The 22,885-nt window shown below is 69.8% G+C and carries 20 protein-coding genes; 13 read left to right on the top strand and 7 right to left on the bottom strand.

The window, feature by feature from the left end; translation table 11 throughout:
* Window positions 1-45 precede the first annotated feature (45 nt).
* Window positions 46-888, top strand: a complete 843-nt coding sequence (locus JJ685_RS22320) for a helix-turn-helix transcriptional regulator (protein WP_201676537.1) — start codon at window positions 46-48, stop codon at window positions 886-888.
* A 3-nt stretch (window positions 889-891) separates the two neighbouring features.
* Here JJ685_RS22320 and JJ685_RS22315 read toward each other — a convergent pair whose 3' ends face one another.
* The 6 genes from JJ685_RS22315 to JJ685_RS22290 are packed head-to-tail and all read right to left on the bottom strand — an operon-like array spanning window position 892 to window position 4,621.
* Window positions 892-1,323, bottom strand: coding sequence for a c-type cytochrome (locus JJ685_RS22315; protein ID WP_201676536.1), 432 nt, complete (start codon window positions 1,321-1,323; stop codon window positions 892-894).
* A 2-nt stretch (window positions 1,324-1,325) separates the two neighbouring features.
* Window positions 1,326-1,781, bottom strand: a complete 456-nt coding sequence (locus JJ685_RS22310) for a c-type cytochrome (protein WP_201676535.1) — start codon at window positions 1,779-1,781, stop codon at window positions 1,326-1,328.
* Window positions 1,778-2,326 (bottom strand): methylamine dehydrogenase light chain, encoded by a 549-nt coding sequence (locus JJ685_RS22305; protein WP_201676534.1) that lies wholly within the window; start codon window positions 2,324-2,326, stop codon window positions 1,778-1,780. The genes JJ685_RS22310 and JJ685_RS22305 overlap by 4 nt, the downstream gene beginning before the upstream one ends.
* Window positions 2,323-2,925, bottom strand: coding sequence for a methylamine dehydrogenase accessory protein MauD (gene mauD, locus JJ685_RS22300; protein WP_201676618.1), 603 nt, complete (start codon window positions 2,923-2,925; stop codon window positions 2,323-2,325). The genes JJ685_RS22305 and mauD overlap by 4 nt, the downstream gene beginning before the upstream one ends.
* Window positions 2,925-3,470 carry a MauE/DoxX family redox-associated membrane protein gene (locus tag JJ685_RS22295; RefSeq protein WP_201676533.1) on the bottom strand — a complete coding sequence of 182 codons (546 nt, stop codon included), beginning with the start codon at window positions 3,468-3,470 and terminating at the stop codon, window positions 2,925-2,927. Before JJ685_RS22295 ends, mauD begins: the two co-directional genes overlap by 1 nt.
* A complete protein-coding gene (locus tag JJ685_RS22290; RefSeq protein ID WP_201676532.1) occupies window positions 3,470-4,621 on the bottom strand; it encodes an amine dehydrogenase large subunit in 1,152 nt (383 codons plus the stop codon). The genes JJ685_RS22295 and JJ685_RS22290 overlap by 1 nt, the downstream gene beginning before the upstream one ends.
* 218 nt (window positions 4,622-4,839) lie before the next feature.
* On the opposite strand from JJ685_RS22290, the gene JJ685_RS22285 reads away from it, so the two are divergent.
* The 5 genes from JJ685_RS22285 (at window position 4,840) to JJ685_RS22265 (ending at window position 12,774) form a co-directional block, all read left to right on the top strand.
* Complete coding sequence (locus JJ685_RS22285; protein WP_201676531.1) at window positions 4,840-6,270, top strand: aldehyde dehydrogenase family protein; 1,431 nt, start codon at window positions 4,840-4,842, stop codon at window positions 6,268-6,270.
* A gap of 38 nt (window positions 6,271-6,308) precedes the next feature.
* On the top strand, window positions 6,309-7,700 hold the full coding sequence (locus tag JJ685_RS22280) for a DUF1329 domain-containing protein (RefSeq protein WP_201676530.1): 1,392 nt from the start codon (window positions 6,309-6,311) through the stop codon (window positions 7,698-7,700).
* A 37-nt stretch (window positions 7,701-7,737) separates the two neighbouring features.
* A complete protein-coding gene (locus JJ685_RS22275; RefSeq protein WP_201676529.1) occupies window positions 7,738-9,387 on the top strand; it encodes a DUF1302 domain-containing protein in 1,650 nt (549 codons plus the stop codon).
* A gap of 106 nt (window positions 9,388-9,493) precedes the next feature.
* Complete coding sequence (locus JJ685_RS22270) at window positions 9,494-11,785, top strand: efflux RND transporter permease subunit (protein ID WP_201676617.1); 2,292 nt, start codon at window positions 9,494-9,496, stop codon at window positions 11,783-11,785.
* Between the two features lie 8 nt (window positions 11,786-11,793).
* Window positions 11,794-12,774, top strand: a complete 981-nt coding sequence (locus JJ685_RS22265) for a WD40/YVTN/BNR-like repeat-containing protein (RefSeq protein ID WP_201676528.1) — start codon at window positions 11,794-11,796, stop codon at window positions 12,772-12,774.
* Between the two features lie 650 nt (window positions 12,775-13,424).
* Here the strand turns inward: JJ685_RS22265 and ilvD are convergent.
* Window positions 13,425-15,119 (bottom strand): dihydroxy-acid dehydratase, encoded by a 1,695-nt coding sequence (ilvD, locus tag JJ685_RS22260; protein ID WP_201676527.1) that lies wholly within the window; start codon window positions 15,117-15,119, stop codon window positions 13,425-13,427.
* A 96-nt stretch (window positions 15,120-15,215) separates the two neighbouring features.
* Between ilvD and JJ685_RS22255 the strand changes: the two genes are divergently transcribed.
* From JJ685_RS22255 to JJ685_RS22225, 7 genes are all read left to right on the top strand, one after another.
* Window positions 15,216-16,115: a LysR family transcriptional regulator gene (locus JJ685_RS22255; protein ID WP_201676526.1), complete on the top strand. Its 900-nt coding sequence runs from the start codon at window positions 15,216-15,218 to the stop codon at window positions 16,113-16,115.
* 183 nt (window positions 16,116-16,298) lie between these two features.
* Window positions 16,299-17,132, top strand: a complete 834-nt coding sequence (gene lgt, locus JJ685_RS22250) for a prolipoprotein diacylglyceryl transferase (protein WP_201676525.1) — start codon at window positions 16,299-16,301, stop codon at window positions 17,130-17,132.
* 172 nt (window positions 17,133-17,304) lie between these two features.
* Window positions 17,305-17,970, top strand: a complete 666-nt coding sequence (locus tag JJ685_RS22245) for a GntR family transcriptional regulator (protein ID WP_201676524.1) — start codon at window positions 17,305-17,307, stop codon at window positions 17,968-17,970.
* A 46-nt stretch (window positions 17,971-18,016) separates the two neighbouring features.
* The gene (locus JJ685_RS22240) at window positions 18,017-19,423 is read left to right on the top strand and encodes a malonyl-CoA decarboxylase (protein ID WP_201676523.1); all 1,407 of its coding nucleotides are present in this window, start codon (window positions 18,017-18,019) and stop codon (window positions 19,421-19,423) included.
* Window positions 19,424-19,484: 61 nt separating this feature from the next.
* On the top strand, window positions 19,485-20,480 hold the full coding sequence (locus JJ685_RS22235) for a Bug family tripartite tricarboxylate transporter substrate binding protein (protein WP_201676522.1): 996 nt from the start codon (window positions 19,485-19,487) through the stop codon (window positions 20,478-20,480).
* 6 nt (window positions 20,481-20,486) lie between these two features.
* Entirely contained in the window at window positions 20,487-21,266 is a 780-nt protein-coding gene (locus JJ685_RS22230; RefSeq protein ID WP_201676521.1) for an enoyl-CoA hydratase/isomerase family protein, read from the top strand.
* A 38-nt stretch (window positions 21,267-21,304) separates the two neighbouring features.
* On the top strand, window positions 21,305-22,834 hold the full coding sequence (locus JJ685_RS22225) for a malonate--CoA ligase (protein ID WP_201676520.1): 1,530 nt from the start codon (window positions 21,305-21,307) through the stop codon (window positions 22,832-22,834).
* The last annotated feature ends 51 nt before the right edge of the window (window positions 22,835-22,885 follow it).

Raw genomic sequence — 22,885 nt, 5'->3', positions numbered from 1 at the left:
CGGCGGGGGTGGGCGGATTTCTTCGACAGGAAAGGAACACGCAGTATGGAAAACGGCGCGCATCGTCCCGATGCCCAGCACCTGTTCGCAGTGCAGGCTGACCTGAGGGACCGCCTCCTGCATCCGGGCCGCCTGTCGCGCGAATCGCGCGGCGTCGCGGCGGAAATGCTGCTGTACCTCGACGATCCCGCCGCCTGCTGGACGGTGTGCACGAGCTGGTTGCTGTCGGAGACCGGCGCCGACCGGGTGGACGGGGGCTTCGCCCGGGCCGCCGACCCGGTGTACACCCCGCGCATCGAGCGGCGCCGCGACGACATCGAGCTGCCCTCCGTGCTCGGCGCCCGGTTCCACACCGGCGAGGAAGCCATCCGCACGGTCTGGGGGGCGGAGCGCGCGATCGTCTTCCACAACGCGCAGGACGACCGCCGCATCAGCGCGCCCATGCGCAGCGCGCTGCTCTCGGTGGGCACCCGCAGCAAGATCGCGATCGCCTTGCGCGACCGCGGCCGCGACGTGGGCCTGGTCTGCGTGGACAGCCACCGGGCCTTCGCCTGGTCCGCGGACGATTGCGAGCACGCCGACCATCTCGCGCGCGAAGTGATGGGCCCCATCCTCGGCGCCGCGCAGGAACTCGCGCAGGGGCCCTCGAACGCCGCCTCGCCGCTGCCTTCGCGCACCTGCCTGCCCGGGCTCACGCCGGCGGAGACGCGGGTGGCGGAGCTGGTGCTGGCCGGCTGCAGCTACAAGGAGATCGCGCGCAAGCTCGATCGCTCCTGCTCCACCATCGACCACCAGCTGCGCAGCATGCGGCAGAAGCTCGGCGTGAACTCCACGGCGAAGCTGATGCGCGAACTCTCGCAGATCACCGGCGTGCCGCTGGCGGCCTGAGCCTCAAGGCGTCCCCGGGTCCTTCATCTCCCGCACCAGCCGGGCGCGGAAAGCCATGATGTCCGCCGGCCGGCTGCTGCGCAGCCGCGCGATCTCCTGCGCCGTGTACGGCTGGAAGCCGGCGGGCAGGGTCGCGGCGGAAACCGCGGGCACCAGCCAGTTCATCAGGTTCGCGACGTCGGCGTCGCGCAGCGCGGAGTTCATGACGCCGGGAACCTGCACGATGAACTCGCGCCCGCCGGGCACCTGGAGGAAGCGCCCCAGCATGCCGCGCATGGAGGGGATGCCCTTGGTGGGCGATCCGCTGCCGTCGACGAGGTGGCAGCCGGAGCAATGCTGCAGGTACTGCAGCCGGGCCCGGGCCTCGTCGCCGGCGGCCGCGGCGCCGCCTGCGGCCAGCAGGGCGCCGGACAAGAGCAGGGCGGCCGGGCGCATGGTCACTTCAGCAGGCGCTCGCGCAGTTCGCGCAGCTGCTTGTGGGTGACGGTGGTGCCGCGGGCCCGCGCCACGTCCTCGGCCGCGAACGATGCGGTGCTTCCGTTCAGGCTGGCGACATAGCGGGCGGCGTCGGCGAGCTCGGGGTCGGAGAAGCCTCCCTGCGGCGGCATCGCCAGGTTGAACAGCTGCCCCTTGGAGACGATCTTGCCGGAGAGGCCGTTCACCATGACCTGGAGCAGGTAGTCGCGGCCTTCCGGCGCCGCGAGCACGGGCCCGAGCGCGCCCGCGAGCGGCGGCGCCAGGCCCGCCAGGCCCGTGCCCCCCTTCTGGTGGCAGGCCGCGCACTGGCGCTCGAAGAAGGCCTGTCCCGGGCCCGTGTCCTGGGCGAAGGCCGGCGCGGTGCCGGCGAGGGCGGCCGCGGCCGCCAGTGTTGCGATGCAGTTGCGATTCATCATTCCTTCTCCGCCACGCCGACGATGACCGACACGGTGCAGTGGTACATGGAGCTGTCGTTGCTCATGCACCAGTTGACGTCGTTGTGCACGCCGAGCCGGTAGCCGGGGCGGTCGCCGTGATTGGTGTTGCAGAAGCAGCGGCCGCAGGTCGTGCGTCCGCAGCAGTCGTTGTAGCTGACCAGGTAGTCGCGGCCGTCCGCGGGGTTGTGGCAGGTGCCGACCCAGGTCACCTTGGAAGGCGAGGTTCCCGGCGGGCAGGTGGTGGCGCTGCCCCCGCAGCACGAGCAGAGAAAGCCGTCCACCGAGCAGTAGCGCCAGTAGTCGCAGTCCGTGGTGCCCGGCTTCTTCTTGCCGCCGGCGGCGCCGTGCGCGCCGGCGGCGTGCGCCTGCGAGGTGCGGTCGAAGGGCAGCACCGGCAGCGCCAGCGCGGAGCCGAGTGCCACGCGGCCGATCCGTGCCAGCATGCCGCGGCGGGAGGTGCGGCTGGCGAGCGTCCGTGTATTGCGCTCCGCCAGCCGGTCGATGAATGCGAACAGGCGGTTCATGCGCTGGCCTTCGCCGGCTGGCCTTCGAGGTATTGCTGGACCGAGGCCACGCCGAGTTCCTGCGCGGCCAGCAGGCTCTCCAGCTGCTCGCGCGAGTTAACGAGGCCCTTGGCGCGGACGGTGCCCTGCGCATCCATCAGCACCGCGTAGGGCAGCTTGCTCACGTGGAAGCGCATGCCGAGCTCCGCCGAGAGCACGTAGGGGAAGGCGCCCAGGTCGGCGCGCTGGCGGAACTCCTCGTGTTCGGGCAGCTCGCCGTCCGAGGCCAGCACCACCTGCGTGGTGGACGCTTCCGCCTTCTGCACCGACTTCAGGATCGGCAGCAGCTTCTTGCAGACCGGGCAGGTGGGCGAGAGGAAGAACAGCAGGGTATTGCGCGGGCCGGTGCCGCCGATGTTCACCTGGCCGCCGCCCAGCGCGGGCAGCGCGAACACGGGCGCGGGCTGGCCGACGCCGGGGCCGCTGTCCATCATCAGCGCGCCCATGGGCGCGATGCGCTCGTACAGGATGCCGATCTGGCGGCCGAGTGCGAGCACCGTGGCCAGCAGGGCCAGCACGGCCAGCCACAGCAGGATGTTGGAGACGATGAGGGCTTCGATCATGGCAGATTCCTGAGGGACTGGAGACGGGCGTGTTGGGCGAGCAGCGCGGTGGCGAGCGCCTGCAGGCCGAAGAGGAAGAGGGCGAGGAAGAGGGCGGCGAGGAGGTCCAGCCACACGGTCGCGCGCGGCGCCACCGGCAGCAGCAGGAGCAGCGCCGCCGCGACGAGCACGGCGTTGCGCACGAGCAGGCCGGGGCCGATGGGGACCTCCGTGCCGAGGCCGCAGCCGCAATCGAGGTGCGTGCGGCCGCGCCGGATGTTCACGGCGATGGCGATGGACACGAGAACGAGCAGCAGAGCGGCCAGCAAGCTGCCGGTCGCGCGCGTGCCGTCCGCGAACAGCAGCACGCCGGCAGCGCATTCCGCCAGCGGGAGCAGCCAGGCGAACGCGGCGACCAGCGGCTCGGGCAGCAGCCGATAGTTGTCGACGGTGGCGCGGAAGAGCGCCGGATCGCGCAGCTTGCCGAGCCCGGCGAGCAGGAAGACGGCGGCGAGCGCGGAGGCCGTCGCGTGCGCCACCACCGGGTCGAGGGCGGGCGTCATCAGTGCAGCTCCAGGTAGATGGGCGTCTCGCCGAAGGGGGCGGAGCGCTTGCGGGCGCGCGGGTTGGCCGGGTCGAAGCTCACCAGCTTGTTGTCGGCGGCGCTCAGGAGGTACAGGCGGCGCGGCGCCGAGCGGGTCATCGCCATCGACAGCGCCAGGTCCCCCGGCAGGCGGGCGATCCGCTTGCGGGCGGCGAGGTCCAGCACCCAGAGTTCCTTGGCGGGATTCTTGTGCGAGCCTTCGGCCTGCTGGTCGTGCATGCCCACGTAGAGCCGGCGCGTGTCGGGGTCGAGCGCGAACAGCGCGTAGCCGCCGGGCGCCCAGCGCTGCTTGCGGGCCGCGGCGTCGATGAAGTTCCAGGGCTCGCGCACGGTTGGCGCCGCGCCGGCCAGCTGGACGGAATAGAGCGCGCCGTAGTACGAGACCATCAGCAGCTCGTCCCCGAGCATCTCGTAGTGCATGAAGACGGGATCGCGGTCCGGATCGAAGAAGGACTTCGTGACCAGCGGCTCCTGCGCCTTACCCTCGGAATTCAGCTCGAAGGTGGCCAGGGTCCCGTCCCCGCACACGGTGGTGAACTTCGCCGGTGCCGAGGGCCAGGGAATCACGCCCCAGCAGCCGGGGTTGGCGATTTCGCTGGCAACGCGCTTCTGCGCCAGGTCGACCACGGTGATCGAAGTCGCCGGCGTCGCGTTCTGCACCAGCAGGAAGCGCCCGTCGCCGGTTGCCGCCGTCAGCGCCTTGATCGGGAGCGACTGCGCGTGCTTGGCGGGAATCTCGATCTCGTAGCGCAGGGTGAGGTCGCCGGTGTCGTAGGCCTCGATGACGTCCGTGCGGGTGCCGCGTTGCAACCGGCTGAGATAGGTCGTGGCCACGTACAGCGTCTTGCGGTCGGGCGAAACGACGCTGCTGCCTGCGAAGCCGCTCCCGACCATGCCCAGGTACTTCATGGCGGCGCCGTCGATCACGTGGATGCGGCCGTCGACCAGGTGCGGCATGGTGGGATCGCTCAGGTAGATGCGATGGGCGTCCGCCGGCGCCAGCGGTTCCATCGCCAGCGTTTCGACGGCGAGTTGCGCCTGCGCGGCGCCGGCGGCGATCAGGAGCGAGAGCCCCAGGGGCAGTGCGCCTCGGGCCGGATGAAGTGGCATGTCGGTCTCCGGACGGCTGGGTCGCCGTCGCGAGCGCAGTCTAGGCCGGGCCCGCGCGGGACGAATCGCGAACTTTCGCGATGCCGCGTCGGGGGTGGTGTCATGCGCGCCCGCGACGGCAGGGGAAACCCGCAGCGAATCTACGCGATGCCCGCCGCCGCGGAATTCCAGAAACTCCCGCTGACATCAACGTGCCCCCCGGGCCAGGAGAACAGCGCATGCAAAGCTTCACGAACACCGTGAATGGCCGCCAGGTCCATTCCGCCAGCAGCTTCGAATCCAGGAACCCGGCCACGGGCGAAGCGATCGGGCTGGTGCCCCGCTCGACCCGCCAGGAAGTCGCGGCCGCCGTCGCGGCGGCGAAGGCGGCGCAGCCCGCGTGGGCGGCCCTGCCGGACGAGACGCGCCGCGAGCTGCTGCACAAGGTGGCGGACGTGATCAAGGAGAACGCCGACTACCTGTCGCAGTGGGTCACGCGCGAGCAGGGCAAGCCGCTGGGCGGCGTCGGCCCCGGCAACGTGCCGGGCTCCCGCTTCGAGCTGTGGGGCTGCGAGACCTGGACGCGCGTGCCGGCCAGCCTGGAGCTGCCGGTCGAAGTGGCCTTCGAGGACAACAGCCGCCGCGACGAGGTGCACCGCCGGCCCTTCGGCGTGGTGGCCGCCATCGCGCCCTGGAACTGGCCGCTGCTGATCGCCATCTGGCAGATGATCCCCTCGCTGCGCGCCGGCAACACGGTGGTGCTCAAGCCCTCCGAGTACACCAGCATCTGCAGCCTCGAGCTGGTGCGCCTGATCGCACAGGTGCTGCCGGCCGGCGTGCTGAACACGGTCAGCGGCGACGGCGAAGTCGGCGCCGCGCTGGTGGACAACCCCGCCGTCGACAAGATCATGTTCACCGGCTCCGGCGCCACCGGCGCGAAGATCGCCGCCACCGCCGCCCGCCACCTCACGCCCACCACCATGGAGCTGGGCGGCAACGACGCCGCCATCGTGCTGGACGACGCCGATCCGAAGCAGATCGCGATCGGCCTGTTCTGGGGCGCCTTCATCAACATGGGCCAGACCTGCGCCGCCATCAAGCGCCTCTACGTGCCCGAGAGCCGCCACGACGCCATCGTCGCCGAGCTCAAGGTGCTGGCCGAGGGCATGCCCATGGGCGACGGCATGCAGGCCGAGACCGTGGTCGGCCCGATCCAGAACGCGATGCAGTTCCGCAAGGTCACCGAGCTGGTGGAGCAGGCGCGCCAGGGCGGCGCGACCATCGTCTGCGGCGGCGAGGCGCCGCAGGGCCCGGGCAACTTCTACCCGCTGACGCTCGTCACCGACATCGCCGACGGCGCCAGCCTGGTCGACCAGGAGCAGTTCGGCCCGGTGCTGCCGATCATCAAGTACCGCAGCGTCGACGACGCGGTGCGCAGCGCCAACGGGCTCGACGTGGGCCTCGGCGCCTCGGTGTGGAGCCCCGACGTGCAGAAGGCGAAGTCCGTCGCCGCCCGCCTGCAGGCCGGCACGGTCTGGATCAACCAGCACGGCATGGTGCATCCCATGGTGCCCTTCGGCGGCAGCAAGAAATCCGGCTGGGGCGTGGAGTTCGGCGCCGAGGGCCTGAAGGCCGTCACGCAGCCGCAGGTGATCAGCATCCCGAAGTGAAGCTCCTCCGCCACCCGACCCCCCTTTCCGGAGCCACCATGTCGCACGAACGCAAGACCCGATTCGCCTGGGCGGCCCTGGCCGCCGCCACCCTGGGGCTGGCCGCGCCGGCCCACGCGCAATCCGATGCCGGCCGGCTCGGCAAGGAGCTGACGCCCCTGGGCGGCGAGGCCGCCGCCAGCAAGGACGGCCTGATCCCCGCCTATGCCGCCGCGGACCCGGCCCAGCCCGGCTGGGCCCCGGGCAAGCGGCGCGAGGACTTCTTCCGCTTCAAGGGCGACAAGCCCCTGTACTCCGTCGACGCGTCCAACGTCGACAAGCACGCGGACAAGCTCTCGCCCGGCCAGCTCGCCCTGGTCAAGCAGGTGAAGGGCTACCGCATGGACGTGTACCCCACGCGCCGCACCTGCGGCAGCCCCGACTTCGTGGCCGAGAACACGAAGAAGAACGCCGCCGGCGGCGCGAAGCTGGGCGCGGATGGCTGGAGCCTGCAGGAAGCCGCGATGCCCGGCATTCCCTTCCCGGTGCCGCAGAACGGCGCGCAGGCGATGTGGAACACCAAGATGAAGTACGCGGGCGTGGGCCTGGACATGCCCCGCCTGTACACGGCGCTGTCGCCGCGCAAGGGCGGCAGCGAGTGGGTGGCCGCGACCTCCAACCAGACCTACTTCTACCCCTGGGGCAACAAGGGCTCCAAGCCGCTGTCGCAGCTGCCTCAGATGGAGTACTACACCTACTTCGCGTACGAGTCGCCCGCCGCGCTGGCCGGCCAGGCGCTCATCTTCGCGAACTACTCGAACGCCGCGAGCGAGACCTTCTACTACTTCCCCGGCCAGCGCCGCGTGCGCCGCATGCCGACCTACGCCTACGACGCGCCGCAGATCGGCTTCGAGAACCAGTACCTGATCGACGAGCCGCGCGTGTTCAACGGCACCATCGACCGCTTCGACTGGAAGCTGGTGGGCAAGAAGGAAATGCTGGTGGGCTACAACGCCTTCGGCATGTACGACCCGGCGGTGAAGTTCGACGCCGTCGCCAAGGCCGACGCCATCGACCCGGCGCAGCGCCGCTACGAGATGCACCGCGTGTGGGTCGTCGAAGCGACCGTCAAGGCGGGCGTGCGGCACGTGTCGCCCAGGCGCACCTTCTACATCGACGAGGACAGCTGGTCGCTGGTCGCCGCCGACGACTACGACGCCCAGGGCAAGCTGTGGAAGCTGCGCGAGGCCTTCGTGATCCCGGTGTACGAGACGGGCAGCTGCGACAACCCCGCCTTCGTCCAGTACAACCTGACGGAAGGGCGCTACCTGGTCGACCAGGCGCCGCTCGCCTCGGGCAAGGACTTCCGCTGGGTGGTGGAGGCGAAGGAGCAGCGGTTCCGCGAGAACTTCTACACCTCCGACAACCTGCGCGCGATCAGCGAGCGCTGAGCGGCCGCATCCGGCAACACAAGAACGAGAGGGGACCATGCAAGAGAAACGAGCCGGCGCGCCGCGCGCCATCGCACTCGCCTGCGCACTGCTGGCATCGGGCGGCAGCCAGGCGTTCACATTCGAGACGGAAAGCATCCGGGGCAGCTTCGACTCCACCATCACGGTGGGCGCCGGGATCCGCACGCGCCAGCCGGCGTGCGACCTGGTGATCCAGGGGGCCAGCGGGCCCGGTGCGCCCGCGGGCTGCCTCGCACCCACTTCGATGCTGGGCGACCAGGGCAACCTGAACTACGGGCGCGGCGATGCCTTCACCACCTACCTCAAGGGCAACCACGAGCTGCTGCTCAAGCTGCCCAGCGAGGTGACGGCCATGGCGCGCGCCAACTGGGTGCGCGACTTCACCGCCACGCACACCACCGGCATCCTGAGCGCCACGACGCCGCCGAACCTGACCGACGGCCTGTCCGACTCGGCGCGCGACGACCTGACCTTCAAGGCGCGCCTGCTGGACCTGTGGGTCAGCAAGGGCTTCGAGGTGGGCGAGCAGCATGCCCGCGTGCGCGTGGGCAACCAGGTGATCAGCTGGGGCGAGAGCCTGTTCCTGCCCGGTGGCATCAACAGCACCAACGCGGTCGACATCATGCGGCTCTCGCAGCCCGGCACGCAGCTGAAGGAAGTCTTCCTGCCGGCGCCGATGGTGAGCGTGGCGAGCGGCGTGGCGCGCGGCGTGAACGTCGAAGCCTACGTCCAGACCAACTGGAACAAGAGCTACTTCCCGCCGACGGGCAGCTACTGGTCGGTCGTCAACGGGCTCGGCAAGGGCGCCGATGCCTACGGCCTGGTGGACGTGGACGCGAAGAACGCGGGCCAGTGGGGCGCGGCGGTGAAGTACCAGCCGGCGGGCACCCAGCTGAACCTGGGCGCCTATTTCCTCAACTACCACGACAAGACGCCGAACTTCAGCTTCAACGCGGACCGCAATGGCGCCCTCGGGTGGACCTACCTGGAGGACCGCAAGCTGTATGGCGTCAGCGCGAACTTCCCGCTCGGCGACTGGGCCGTCGGCACCGAGCTCTCGTACCGGCCGCGCGACGCGGTCGCCCTCAATGCCAACAGCGGCTGCACGTCGCAGAACGGCAACTGCTGGGTGGACGAGAAGCGCTTCCAGTGGCACCTGACGGGCCTCCTGAGCCTGACGCCGAACGGCACCGGCGGCGGCTTCCTGCAGGCGGTGGGCGCCCAGACCGCGACCCTGCTGGCGGAAGCCGTCGTGATCCGCTATCCCAACCTGCAGCCGACCTATGGCGGCGACCCCGTCGCCGCGGGCGGCTGGGGCTGGGGCCAGGAGACCGACCCGACGGCCGCGCCGGTGCCGGTGGGCACCAAGACCTCCAGCGGCATCAACTTCGATTTCAGCTGGGTGTACGACGGCACGCTGGTGCCCGGCTGGCAGGTGACGCCGGGCGTCTACTACTTCCAGGCGCTCTCCGGCCGCACGCCGAACGCCTCCGGCCTGTTCATGAAGGGCGCCAAGTCGGCCAACCTCTACCTGAACTTCGCGCAGAACCCGACGAAGTGGCAGTTCGGCTTCAACTACGCGATGTTCCGGGGCGGCGCGAGCTCGCTGGACCAGCCGCTGGGCGACCGCGACTTCTTCGGCATGTACCTGTCCCGCAACTTCTAGGCGTCCTCCCATCGTGAGCACCTCCACTCCCCCCGGCGCGGGCGCCCGCCTGCTCGCGCGGCTGGAAGCGTTCTGCTTCCGGCATCGCGCCGCCCTGCTGCTCGCCATGGCCGCGATCACCGCGGTCATGGGCTGGTTCGCCCTGCAACTGCGCATGGAAGCCGGCTTCGACAAGCAGATGCCGCTGCACCACGAATACACCGCCACGTTCCAGCAGTACCGCAACGACACGCTGGGCGCGAACCGGCTGAACATCGTGGTCAAGGCGCGCCAGGGGGAGATCTGGACGAAGGCCGGACTGCAGCGCCTCTACGAGGTGACGCAGGCCGTGACCTTCCTGCCCAACGTGGACCGCGTGGGCGTGCAGTCGCTCTGGACGCCCAACACCTTCGTCAACGAGATCACCGAGGACGGCTTCCGCGCCGACCCGCTGATCGCGGGGACGGTCTCGCCGGCGCAGCTGACGCCGGAGACGATCGCCGGCATCCGCGCCGCCGCGGCGCAGGGCGGTTTCGTGGGCACGCTGGTGTCGCGCGACCAGTCCAGCGCGATGGTGGTGGCGGAGCTGTCGGAGACCGACAAGGACGGCACGCACCTGGACTACGTGGCCTACAACCGCGTGCTCGAGGAAGAGATCCGGGCCAGGTTCGAAGATGCCGGCTTCGAGGTCCAGATCATCGGCTTCGCCAAGCAGATCGGCGACATCGCCGCCGGCGCGTCCGCGGTGCTGGAGTTCTGCCTGGTGGCGCTGCTGCTGACCGCGCTGGCCGTGTACTGGTACTGCCGTTCGGTGCCGTTCACGATCCTGCCCATCGTCTGCTCCCTGACCTCGCTGGTGTGGCAGTTCGGCGCCGTGCGCCTGTTCGGCTTCGGGCTGGACCCGCTGGCGGTGCTGGTGCCCTTCCTGGTGTTCGCCATCGGCGTCTCGCACGGCGTGCAGCAGATCAACTTCATCGTGCGGGAGATCTCGCACGGCAAGACCTGCCTGGAGGCGGCGCGGGCCAGCTTCACGGGCCTGCTGATCCCGGGCACGCTGGCGCTGGTCACCGCCTTCGTCTCCTTCGTCACGCTGCTGCTGATCCCGATCCCGATGGTGCGGGAGCTGGCGATCACGGCGGCGCTCGGCGTCGGCTTCAAGATCGTCACCAACCTGCTGATGCTGCCGATCGCGGCCTCCTTCTTCCGCGTCGACAGCGGCTACGCCCGCGACGCCATGCGCCAGCGCGAGCAGCGTGCCGGCTGGCTGCGGGTGGTGGCGCGGCTGGCGCAGCCGAAGGCCGCGGCCTGGACCCTCGCGGTGGTGGCGGCCGTGTTTGTCGGCGCGGTGTGGCAAAGCCGCGACCGCGTGATCGGCACGCTGCAGCCGGGCGCGCCGGAACTGCGGGCGGACGCGCGCTTCAACCGCGATGCCGTGGCCATCGCGGGCAACTACGACACCGGCCTGGACTGGCTGACGGTGGTCTTCGAGGCGGCCCCGGACAGCTGCGACAACGTGAACATGGGCCTGTTCCAGGACCGCTTCGTCTGGGCCATGCAGCCGGTGGCGGGGGTGCTGTCGATCTCGTCCTTCGCGGGCCAGCTGCGCCTGTACAACGAGGGCTACAACGAGGGCAACCCGAAGATGGGCGTCGTGCCCATCGACCCGGGCAACTACGCCGCGCTCGCCACCGAGATCGCGCGGGTGCGCGGCATGATGCGCAAGGACTGCAGCATGACGGCGGTGCACCTGTTCCTGACGGACCACAAGGCGACCACCATCAACGGCGTGATCGCGGCGGTCAAGGCCTTCCGCGACACGCAGTCGGAGCCGGGCGTGAAGATCCGGCTGGCCTCGGGCAATGCGGGCGTGCTGGCGGCCATCAACGAGGAGGTCGAGCACAGCGAGCTGCCGATGATGCTGTACGTCTACGCGGCCATCGTGCTGCTGGTGTTCGCGGTGTACCGCGACTTCCGCGCCGTGCTGGCCTGCTGCCTGCCGCTGACCGTGGGCACCTTCATCGGCTACTGGTTCATGAAGGAGCTGGAGATCGGGCTCACCGTCGCCACGCTGCCGGTGATGGTGCTGGCGGTGGGCATCGGCGTGGACTACGCCTTCTACATCTACAACCGGCTGCAGCTGCACCTGGCGCACGGCCAGCCGGTGGTCAAGGCCGTGGAGCACGCGATCCTGGAAGTGGGCACCGCCACGATCTTCACGGCCATCACGCTGGCCATCGGCGTGGCGACCTGGGCCTTCTCGGAACTCAAGTTCCAGGCCGACATGGGCAAGCTGCTGGCCTTCATGTTCATGGTCAACATGGTCATGGCGATGACCGCGCTGCCCGCCTTCGCGGTGTGGCTGGAACGGCTGTTCCCGCGCCGTTCCGCGGTGCATGCGCCCGGCATCCTGCAGCACTAGGAGATGCGATGAAAAATGTCCTTCGCCTTGCGCCGGCGCTGCTTGCCGCCGCGCTCCTCGCCGGCGCCACGGGCGACGCGGTGGCCGCCGAGGGGGCTGTGCCCCGCATCCAGGCTGCCGCCCGCGTGGCGCACGCCGCCAGCGCCAAGCTGCTGGCCGGCACCCGGGCCGGCGCGCGCCTGGTGGCCGTGGGCGACCACGGGGTCGTGCTGCTCTCCGACGACGACGGTGCATCGTGGCGGCAGGCCGCCAGCGTGCCGGTGGACGTGCAGCTGAACGCCGTCAGCTTCGCCGATGCGCGCGAGGGCTGGGCGGTCGGCCACTGGGGCGTGGTGCTGCACACCAGCGACGGCGGCGAGTCCTGGACCGTCCAGCGCCAGTCCCTGCAGGAGGACAGGCCCCTGTTCGGCGTGCACTTCTTCGACGCCCGCGAGGGCGTGGCCGTGGGGCTGTGGTCGCTGGTGCTGGCGACCCGGGACGGCGGGCGCACCTGGACGCCCGTCGTGCTGCCCACGCCGGAGGGCGCGAAGAAGGCCGACCTGAACCTGTACGGCCTGTTCGCCACGCCGCGCGGCGAGCTCTATGCGACCTCCGAGCGCGGCACGCTGCTGCGGTCCGTGGACCGCGGGCAGGGCTGGAGCTACGTCGCGACCGGCTACAAAGGATCGTTCTGGACAGGTGCCGGCCTGGCCGACGGCAGCGTGCTCGTCGCGGGCCTGCGCGGGACCGTCTACCGCAGCGCCGACGGCGTGGGCGGCTGGACCCGGGTGGACAGCGGCACGGCCGCATCCATCGTCGCCATCCAGGAAAAGACCAACGGCGGCGGAGTGGTCGCTGCCTCGGTCGATGGCTCACTGCTGCGCAGCGGGGACGCCGGCCTCACGTTCCGGCGTGTGGCTCCCAAGGCCGGCGTCGACTCGCTGACGGGGCTGGTCCTCGACCCGTCGGGGCGCGAGGTGATGCTTTCGCGCCAGGGGCCGGTTCGCTGATCCGCAATGAATAGGGTTCTTAGTGCGTTCAACGGGTCAGCGCAACACCCACGCTGCGAATGTATCGGCAGGGGTGGCAAAGCCTAAAGTCTCCCGTGACCGGGTATTGAGTTGGTAGGCAACCGCTGGGAGCCGTGTTCGGTGGACGTCGCGCCGCTCGGGCCGGACCAGCCCGTGTCTGTCCGTCTCAGCGACTGTCCCCCGGCGCGGATGAGAACCGTTGCTCGTGCCGGCGCCGCGCCCGCGCCTCCTCCTTGATGTCGCTGAGCCGGACAGCCACGGACTGGTCCTGCAGCGTGTCGGTCGCAAGGGGGCGGCTTCGGTTGACGCGGTCGCCGACGCTCGAAGCGCGCTCACTGATGGACGGTGCGCTTGCACCCGCGCCGCGGAGGACCAGGGCGTGATCGTCCGACTCGGCGACATAAAGGAGGAGGCGCGGGCGCGGCGCCAAACTGGGGCACGCTTTTCATCCGCGCCGGGGGACAGTCGCAGAGGCGGACGGTCACGTCCTGGTCCGGGTCGGAGGCAACCGGCGAACCGTGGTAGCCGTCGGCCGCACTTCGCGTTGGTTCCCCGAATTCGGTGAAGAGCCAAGAAAAAGCGGCCCGTGCGGGCCGCTTTCTTCTTTCTGGGGGGGCACCGGCCCGCGCTCAGAAGTGATCCAGCACCGCCCCCTTGCTGGCGCTCGACGCGTTGAACGCGAACTTGGCCTGCACGCCGCGGGTGTAACGTGGCTCCGGTTGCGTCCAGTTGGCGCGGCGCTTCGCGATCTCCTCGTCCGTCACGTTGAGCTGCAGCTTCAGCTGGTGCGCGTCGATGGTGATCGAGTCGCCCTCGTGCACGAAGGCGATGGTGCCGCCCGCCGCCGCTTCCGGCGCGACGTGGCCCACCACCATGCCCCAGGTGCCACCCGAGAAGCGGCCGTCGGTGATCAGGCCCACGCTCTCGCCCAGCCCCGCACCGATGAGCGCGCCCGTCGGCGCGAGCATCTCCGGCATACCCGGGCCGCCCTTGGGGCCGAGGTAGCGGAGTACCATCACGTCGCCGGCCTGGATTTTGCCGTCCAGAATGGCCTGCAGCGCCGACTGCTCGTCATCGAACACGCGCGCCGGGCCGGTAATCACCGGGTTCTTCAGCCCGGTGATCTTGGCCACCGCACCTTCGGGCGAGAGGTTGCCCTTCAGGATCGCCAGGTGGCCTTCCTTGTACATGGGGTTGCCGATCGTGCGGATCACGTCCTGGCCCGCCGGCGGCTGGTCGGGGATGTCCTTCAGCGTCTCGGCGATGGTCTTGCCGGTGATCGTGATGCAGTCGCCGTGCAGCAGACCGGCGTTCAGCAGCAGCTTCATCACCTGCGGGATGCCGCCCGCCTCGTGCAGGTCCACCGCGAGGTACTTGCCCGAGGGCTTGAGGTCGCAGATCACGGGCGTGCGCTTGCGGATGCGCTCGAAGTCGTCGATGGTCCACTCCACGCCCGCCGCATGGGCGATGGCCAGGAAGTGCAGCACCGCGTTGGTGGAGCCGCCGGTGGCCATGATCACCGCCACCGCGTTCTCCAGCGACCTGCGCGTGACGATGTCGCGCGGCTTCAGGTCCTTGCGGATGGCTTCCATCAGCACCTTGGCCGATTCCTTCGCCGAGTTCTGCTTCTCGTCGTGCGGGTTGGCCATGGTGGAGGAATAGGGCAGCGACATGCCCATCGCCTCGAAGGCCGAGGACATCGTGTTGGCGGTGTACATGCCGCCGCAGGAGCCGGTGCCGGGGATGGCGTGCTGCTCGATGTCCTTCAGTTCCTGGTCGCTCATCTTGCCGGCGGCGTTCTGGCCCACGGCCTCGAACACGCTGACGATGTTCAGGTCCTGGCCCTTCCACTTGCCGGGCAGGATGGTGCCGCCGTAGACGTAGATGGCCGGCACGTTGGCGCGCAGCATGCCCATCATGCCGCCGGGCATGTTCTTGTCGCAGCCGCCCACGACCACCACCCCGTCCATCCACTGGCCCTGCACGCAGGTCTCGATGCAGTCGGCGATCACCTCGCGCGAGACCAGCGAGTACTTCATGCCCTCGGTGCCCATGGCCATGCCGTCGCTGATGGTCGGGGTGCCGAAGATCTGCGGGTTGCCGCCGGCTTCCTCGATGCCCTGCACCGCGGCGTCGGCCAGCTTCTGCAGGCCGCTGTTGCAGGGGGTGATGGTGCTGTGGCCGTTGGCCACGCCCACCATCGGCTTGCCGAAGTCGGTCTCCTTGTAGCCCATGCCGTAGTACATGGAGCGGTTCGGGGCGCGCGACTTGCCCTCGGTGATGTTGGCGCTGCGCAGGCGCAGCTGGATGGTTTTCTGGTCCATGGCGGATGTCCGTCGATGCGGGGAAGGCCCGGAGTATGCGCCCGCGCCGTGATTCCTTCCAATCCATTTTTGACTGGCGATTAATATGCGGTGCGTATGAGTGAACCGCTGATCGAATTGCGCCTGTGGCGCCAGTTCCTGGCCGTGGCCGAGGCGCTGCACTTCGGCCGCGCCGCCCGCAGCCTGCACATGACGCAGCCCCCGCTGACGCAGGGCATCGCGCAGCTGGAGCGCCTGCTGGGCGCGCGCCTGTTCGAGCGCACCAAGCGCAGCGTGCGCCTCACCCCGGCCGGCGAGGCGCTGCTGCCGCAGGTGCGCGAGCTGCTCGCGCGGGCGCTGGGCCTGCCGGCGCAGGCGCGCGCGGCGGCGGGCGGCGAGCTGGGGCGGCTGCGCATCGCCTTCGTCTCCACCGTGGGCTTCGCCCTGCTGCCGCAGTGGCTGCGGGCCTTCCGGGCGCGGCATCCGCAGGTGCAGATGGAGCTGATCGAGGCGACCGGCGACGTGCAGATGGAAGCCTTCGCGCGCGGCGAGATCGATGCCGGCTTCGTGCTGCACTCGCCGGATTTCGCGCCGGCCGGCCTGCAGCACCTGCGGGTGGCCCGCGAGCCGCTGGTGCTGGCGCTGCCCGAGGCGCACCCGCTCGCGCGGGCCGCGCGCCTGTCGCTGCCGGCCCTGCTGGAGGAGCCGCTGGTGATCTTCCCGCGCCGCATCGTGCCGTCGCTGCACGACGCGATCTTCGGCATGTACCACGCCGCCGGCCGCGAGCCGCGCGTGGCGCAGGAGGCGATCCAGATGCAGACCATCGTCAACCTGGTCTCGGCGGGGCTGGGCCTGGCCTGGGTGCCGGACAGCGTGCGCCAGTTCCAGCGCAGCGGCGTGGTGTACCGCCAGCTCGGGGGCCGGCAGGGCACTCAGGTGCCGTCGTGCGAGACGACGCTGGTGTGGGACAGCCTGTCGCCCGTGCTGGAACGCTTCGTGGAGTGCGTGCAGGCCTGAGAGGGGGAAAAACCAGACAGCCGAACGCAGAGGTCGCAAAGGTACGCAGAAGACGCAGAAAAGACTTCCTTTCAAATGGATGTTCTTCTGCGTCCTCTGCGATTGCTCTGCGCCCTCTGCGTTCGGCTGTCGGGTTTTCGCCTCCGCCCCGACGCTGCGTCCCCTGAGCCACAATACGCGCCCATGCTCACCCACCCGAAGATCGATCCGGTCGCCTTGCAGCTCGGCCCGCTGGCCATCCACTGGTACGGGCTGACCTACCTGCTCGCGTTCGGCCTCTTCATGCTGCTGGCGAACCTGCGCCTCAAGCACGAACCCTTCCGCTCCCTCCAGGGGCCCGGCGCGTGGTCGCGCAAGGACGTGGAAGACATGCTCTTCGCCGGCGTGCTGGGGGTGGTGCTGGGCGGGCGACTCGGCTACTGCCTGTTCTACAAACCCGCCTTCTACCTCGCCAATCCGCTGGAGATCCTCTTCGTCTGGCAGGGCGGGATGAGTTTCCACGGCGGCCTGATCGGCGTCATCGTGTCGCAGATCTGGTTCGCCCGCAGCCGCGGCAAACCGTTCTGGCAGCTGATGGACTTCGTCGCTCCCTGCGTGCCGCCGGGGCTGGGGGCAGGGCGTCTCGGCAATTTCATCAACGGCGAACTGTGGGGCCGCGCGGCCGACCCCGACCTGCCCTGGGCCATGGTGTTCCCGCAGAGCGGTACCGCCGTGCCGCGCCACCCCTCCCAGATCTACGAACTGCTGCTGGAAGGCGTGCTGCTGTGGATCGTGCTGTGGCTCTACGCCCGCAAGCCGCGCAAGGAGGCGCAGGTCTCCGCCGCCTTCCTGGTCGGCTACGGCGTCGCCCGCTTCACGGCGGAATACTTCCGCGAGCCGGATGCCCACCTGGGCATCCTCGCCATGAAGATGAGCATGGGGCAGTGGCTGTGCATCCCCATGATCTTCGCCGGCGTGCTGATCTGGGTCTGGGCCGAAACCCGCGACGACACCGCCGGCCGCCCCGCGGCCCGCTGAGGCCTGCGCGCCCCGCCGGGCACCGGCTGCCCGGCGTAGTCCCCTTCCGCCCCGCAAACGCGCGGCGGAGCCCACACGCTTCAGGGGTTTCCTTCTACATCGAATCCGCCCACGCCGCGCCGGCGAGGTCCATAATTATCCGTAATTACAGGAAATTATCGCGAGCCCCGCCATGCGCCTGGTCCACAACTCCCTGCACGACGAAGTCGCGGCGCAGCTGCGCGAGCGCATCTTCGCGGGCGAGCTGGCCCCCGGCACCTTCCTCGACGAGGTGCGGCTCGCCGAGCAGATGGCCATCTCGCGCACGCCGCTGCGCGAGGCGCTCAAGGTGCTCACCGTGGAGGGGCTGGTCCGGCACGAGCCGCGCCGCGGCTGCTTCGTCAACGAGGTGACCGAGCAGGACCTCGACGAGATCTTCCCCGTCCTCGCCCTGCTGGAAGGGCGCTGCGCCTTCGAGGCCGCCCAGCACGCCACCGACGCCGACCTGCAGGTGCTGGAAGACCTGCACCAGAAGCTCTCGAAGCACGCCAGGGCCAGGCGGATCAACGAGTACTACCAGGCCAACTTCGCGATCCACGAGATGATCATCGCGCTGGCCGGCAATCGCTGGCTGGCCATGGTGATCGGCGACCTGCGCAAGATCGTCAAGCTGGCGCGCCTGCAGCAGCTGCATGCGCCCGGCCGCCTGGAGCAGAGCCTCAGCGAGCACCTCGCCGTCTTCGCCGCCCTGAAGGCGCGCGACGCCGAGGGCGCCGAGGCCGCCATGCGCACCCACCTGCAACGCCAGCGCAGCGCGCTGCGCGAGCTGGCGCGCGCCCAACGGCCGAGGTTGGCATGAGGGTTGCTCGCGTCCGGTTCATCCACATTGCAGCGAAGGTGGTGCCATGAGTCCCGTCGACTGGATTGCACGCGGCGTCTCCCTCTGGCGGCCCGGTTTCGAACTGAGGGCCGCCGGCGGCGCCACCCTGCGGGAGCCCAAACCCGGGGCTTCTTCCCCGACATTGGAGGCGCCCGCCCTGCCGGGAGGCCGCAGCACGCGCGAGCGCCTGCAGGCGACCCTGCGCCGCGGCCAGGAGGCGCTGTCGCCGCGCGTGCTGCGCCGCACCCTGGCCGAACTGCAGGCCATCGTGGACCCGCGCGCCAGCGAGGTCGAGGGCGGCCGGCGCGCCAGGGCCTTCTCGCTCTGGTACCGCACCGCGACGGCGGAACAGCAGCGCGACGCCTGGCTCCTCATGAGCGAGCAGTTCGGCCCCGACCCGAAGAAGATCCGCTCCGTGCGCGAACAGTACGAAGCCGCCCAGGGCACGCCGGAAGAGGGCGCGGCGGAAATCCGCCTGCGCCGCGCGCTGCTGTCCCCGCGCGCGCGCCTGCTGCAACGCTTCGCCGCCTTCCCCGAGGGCATGCGCTTCCTGGTGGACCTGCGCGCCGAGCTGCTGCCGCACCTGAAGGCCGACAAGCGCCTGCTGCCGCTGGACGCCGAACTGGAGCAGCTGTTCTCGACCTGGTTCGACGTCGCCTTCCTCGAGCTGCGCCGCCTGTCCTGGGACTCGCCCGCCTCGCTGCTCGAGAAGCTGATCAAGTACGAGGCGGTGCACGACATCCGCAGCTGGGGCGACCTGAAGAACCGCCTCGACAGCGACCGCCGCTGCTACGGCTTCTTCCATCCGCGCCTCGACGGCGATCCCCTGATCTTCGTGGAGGTCGCGCTCACCGACAGCATCTCCGACTGCATCACCCCGCTGCTGGACGAAACCGCCGCGGCCGCCGACCTGTCGAAGGCCACCACCGCGATCTTCTATTCGATCAGCAACTGCCAGACCGGCCTGCGCGGCGTGAGCTTCGGCGACTCGCTGATCAAGCGCGTGGTGGAGACGCTGAAGGAGGAGTTCCCCAAGCTCAAGACCTTCTGCACGCTGTCGCCGATCCCCGGCTTCCGGGGCTGGGTCGCGAAGCAGGTGCCGGCCGACAGGCTGGCCGCGTGGGACAAGCCGCTGGAGCTCGGGGCGAAGTCGGCCGAGCGCCAGGAACTGCTGTCCTGGGCCGCGCGCTACCTCGGCAAGGAACTGCAGGACGGCAAGCCGGTCGATCCGGTCGCGCGCTTCCACCTCGGCAACGGCGCCCGCGTCGAACGCCTCAACTGGGCCGGCGATCCGTCGGCCAAGGGCCTGAAGCAGTCTTTCGGCCTCATGGTGAACTACCTCTACGACGTGAAGCGGCTCGACAAGCACCGCACCATGTTGTCGCAAGGAGAAATCCCGATAGCAGGCGCCGTCGAAGACCTGTATCGTTGAGCTCGCGTGCGACCCTGCCGGGAGGCGGTCGCACGCTGCTTTTCCCAAGGAGACAAACAACATGCATTCCCCCCGCCTCACCCGGCGCGCTGTCCTGCGCGCGGCGGCCGCCGCGAGCGCCGTCGGCGCGGTGCCCTACGTGCACGCCCAGGGCTCCGCCTGGCCCGCCAAGCCCGTGCAGATGATCGTTCCCTTCCCCGCCGGCGGGGGCACGGATGCATTCGCCCGGCCCCTGGCGGCGCAGTTCGCCGACCAGACGAAGCACCAGCTGGTGATCGACAACAAGGGCGGCGCGGGCGGCACCGTGGGTGCCACGCTGGCCTCGCGCGCCGCGCCGGACGGCTACAACTTCTTCATGGGCGCGGTGCACCACACGATCGCGCCCTCGATCTACCCGCGCCTCGAATACGACCTGCAGAAGGACCTGATCCCGATCTCCCTGGTGGCGCGCGTGCCGCAGGTGCTGGTGGTGAACCCGCAGCGCATCCCGGTCAAGGACTTCAAGGAGTTCCTGGCGCTGATCAAGGCCAACCCCGGCAAGTACAACTACGCCTCGGCGGGCAACGGCACCTCGCACCACCTGGCCGGCGAGCTCTTCAAGCTGCAGACCAAGACCTTCATCACGCACATTCCCTACCGCGGCGCCGGCCCGGCCCTGCAGGACCTGATCACCGGCAGCGCCGACCTGATGTTCGACGGCCTCGGTTCCTCGGCCGCGCACATCAAGGGCGGCCGCATCAAGGCCCTGATGGTCGCGGGCAACAAGCGCGTGCCGGCCTTCCCGGACGTGCCGGCCGCCTCCGAGCTGGGCCTGCCCGATTACACCGTCACCACCTGGTACGGCATCTGGGCGCCCAAGGGCACCCCGACGGAAATCCAGCAGCGCATGCACGATGAAGTGCGCAAGGCCATCCAGTCCGAGAAGCTGAAGGCCGTGTGGGCCGGCCAGGGCGCCGAGTTCCCGGACCTGTCGCAGCAGCAGTTCGCCGCCTTCATCGACAGCGAGGTCAAGCGCTGGGCCGGTGTGGTGAAGGCAGCCAACGTGAAGGCGGACTGAGGCCAGATGGCAGGACAGGTGCGGCTGGCCCTCCAGGGCCCCATCGGGCGGCTGACACTGTCGCACCCCGGCAAGCTCGATGCCATGTCGCGTGCGATGTGGCGCGAGCTGCGCGAAGCCTTCCTGCGCATCCAGCAGGATGCGCAGCTGCGCTGCGTGATCGTGAGCGGCGAGAACGGCAGCTTCTGCGCCGGCGGCGACATCGCCGAATACCCCTCGTTCCGCTTCGATCCGGAAGCGCTTCGGCGCTTCCACGAGGAGGAGGTGTGGGGCGGGCTCGCGGCCGTGCTCGCCTGCGACGTGCCGGTGATCGCGCACATCGACGGCGCCTGCATGGGCGCCGGCCTGGAGATCGCCTGCTGCTGCGACATCCGCATCGCCGGCACCGCCGCGCGCTTCGGCGCGCCGATCGGCCGGCTCGGCTTTCCCATGGCGCCGCGCGAGCTGCAGCTGGTCGCCGCGCGCGCCGGCGAGTCCACCCTGCGCGAGATGCTGCTCGAGGGCGTGCAGCTCGACGCGCGCGAGATGAAGGCGCGCGGCTTCCTGCAGCGCGTCGTGCCCAACGAAGGCCTCACGCTGGAAGTGGAGGCGAGCGCAGCGCGGGTGGCGCAGCTCGCGCCGCAGGCCGCGCGCATGAACAAGAGAATGCTCCGGCGGCTGGCCGGGCAGGCGGCCGGGGCGCCCCTGCCGGAGGACCTGCTGGAGCGGGCGTACGATTACGCCACCAGCGCCGAGCACCGCGAGGGCATCTCGGCCTTCCTCGCCAAACGACCGCCCCGCTTCTGACCCCAAGAGCTTCCTGCTTCCCCCTGACGAACCACGCAATGACGGATAACCGCAACCTGTTCGCGGCGCTGCGCGCCGCTTTCCCGCAAGACCTCGACAGCGTCGCCGTGGAGACGGACAACGGCCTGCACTACAGCTGGCGCGACCTCGACCGCGGCACGGCCATGATCGCCAACCTGCTGCAGTCGCTGGGCCTGGAGGAGGGCGCCCGCGTCGCGGTGCAGGTGGAGAAGTCGGTCGAGGCCATGATGCTGTACCTGGCGACCCTGCGCGCCGGCTACGTGTTCCTGCCGCTCAACACGGCCTACCAGAAGGCCGAGATCGAATACTTCGTCGGCAACGCGGAACCCGCCGTCGTCGTCTGCACGCCGGGCAACTTCGGCTGGGTCAGCAAGATCGCCTTCCAGGCCGGTACCCAGCATGTGTTCACGCTCGGTGACGATCGCAACGGTTCATTGCTGGAGCGCGCAGCGCAGCAGTCCGACCGGCAGGAACCGGTGCGCAGGACCGACGACGACCTCGCCGCGATCCTCTACACCAGCGGCACCACGGGCCGCAGCAAGGGCGCGATGCTCACGCACGGCAATCTGCGGTCCAACGCCGAAGTGCTGAAGACGTACTGGGGCTGGCGCGAGGGCGACGTCCTCATTCACGCGCTGCCGATCTTCCACGTGCACGGCCTGTTCGTGGCCCTGCACGGCGCGCTGCTCAATGGCAGCCGCATGCTCTGGTTCGCGAAGTTCGATCCGAAGAAGGTGATCGAGCGCATGCCCGATGCCACCGTGTTCATGGGCGTGCCCACGCTGTACGTGCGCATGCTGGCCGAGCCGACGCTCACGCCGGAGGCCTGCGGCCTGATGCGGCTGTTCATCTCCGGCTCCGCGCCCCTGCTGCTGGAGACCTTCGGCGAGTGGAAGGAGCGCACCGGCCACACGATCCTGGAGCGCTACGGCATGAGCGAGACGATCATGCTGACTTCCAATCCGTACCACGCGAAGGACGGCGAGCGCCGCGGCGGCACCGTGGGTTTCCCGCTGCCCGGCGTCGGCCTGCGCGTGCGCGACGACCAGGGCAACGAGGTGCCGGCCGGCGAGATCGGCGGCATCCAGGTGCGGGGCCCCAACGTCTTCGGCGGCTACTGGCGCATGCCGGAGAAGACGAAGGAGGAGTTCACGGACGACGGCTGGTTCAAGACCGGCGACGTCGGCAGGATCGACGCCCGGGGCTACGTCACCATCGTGGGCCGCAGCAAGGACCTGATCATCAGCGGCGGCTACAACGTGTACCCGGCGGAAATCGAAGGTTACATCAACGACCTGCCCGGCGTCGCCGAGAGCGCCGTGGTCGGCGTGCCGCATCCGGACTTCGGCGAAGTGGGCGTCGCCATCGTGATCCCCAAGCCCGGCGCCCGCGTCGACGGCGAAGAGGTGATCTCCACGCTGAAGTCGCAGCTCGCGAACTTCAAGATTCCGAAGCGCTGCTTCGTCGTGCAGGAACTCCCTCGCAACACCATGGGCAAGGTGCAGAAGAACCTGTTGCGCGACGAGCACAAGACCTTGTTCGCCTAGGGCGGCGACGGACGCCAGGGCGGTGCCGCGGACGCCATTCGTCGGCTCCCA

It is taken from the genome of Ramlibacter monticola (assembly GCF_016722785.1).
GTDB lineage: Bacteria > Pseudomonadota > Gammaproteobacteria > Burkholderiales > Burkholderiaceae_C > Ramlibacter > Ramlibacter monticola.
The sequence above is the reverse complement of the archived record's forward strand: the minus strand, read 5'-3'. Positions and strand labels throughout refer to the sequence as shown.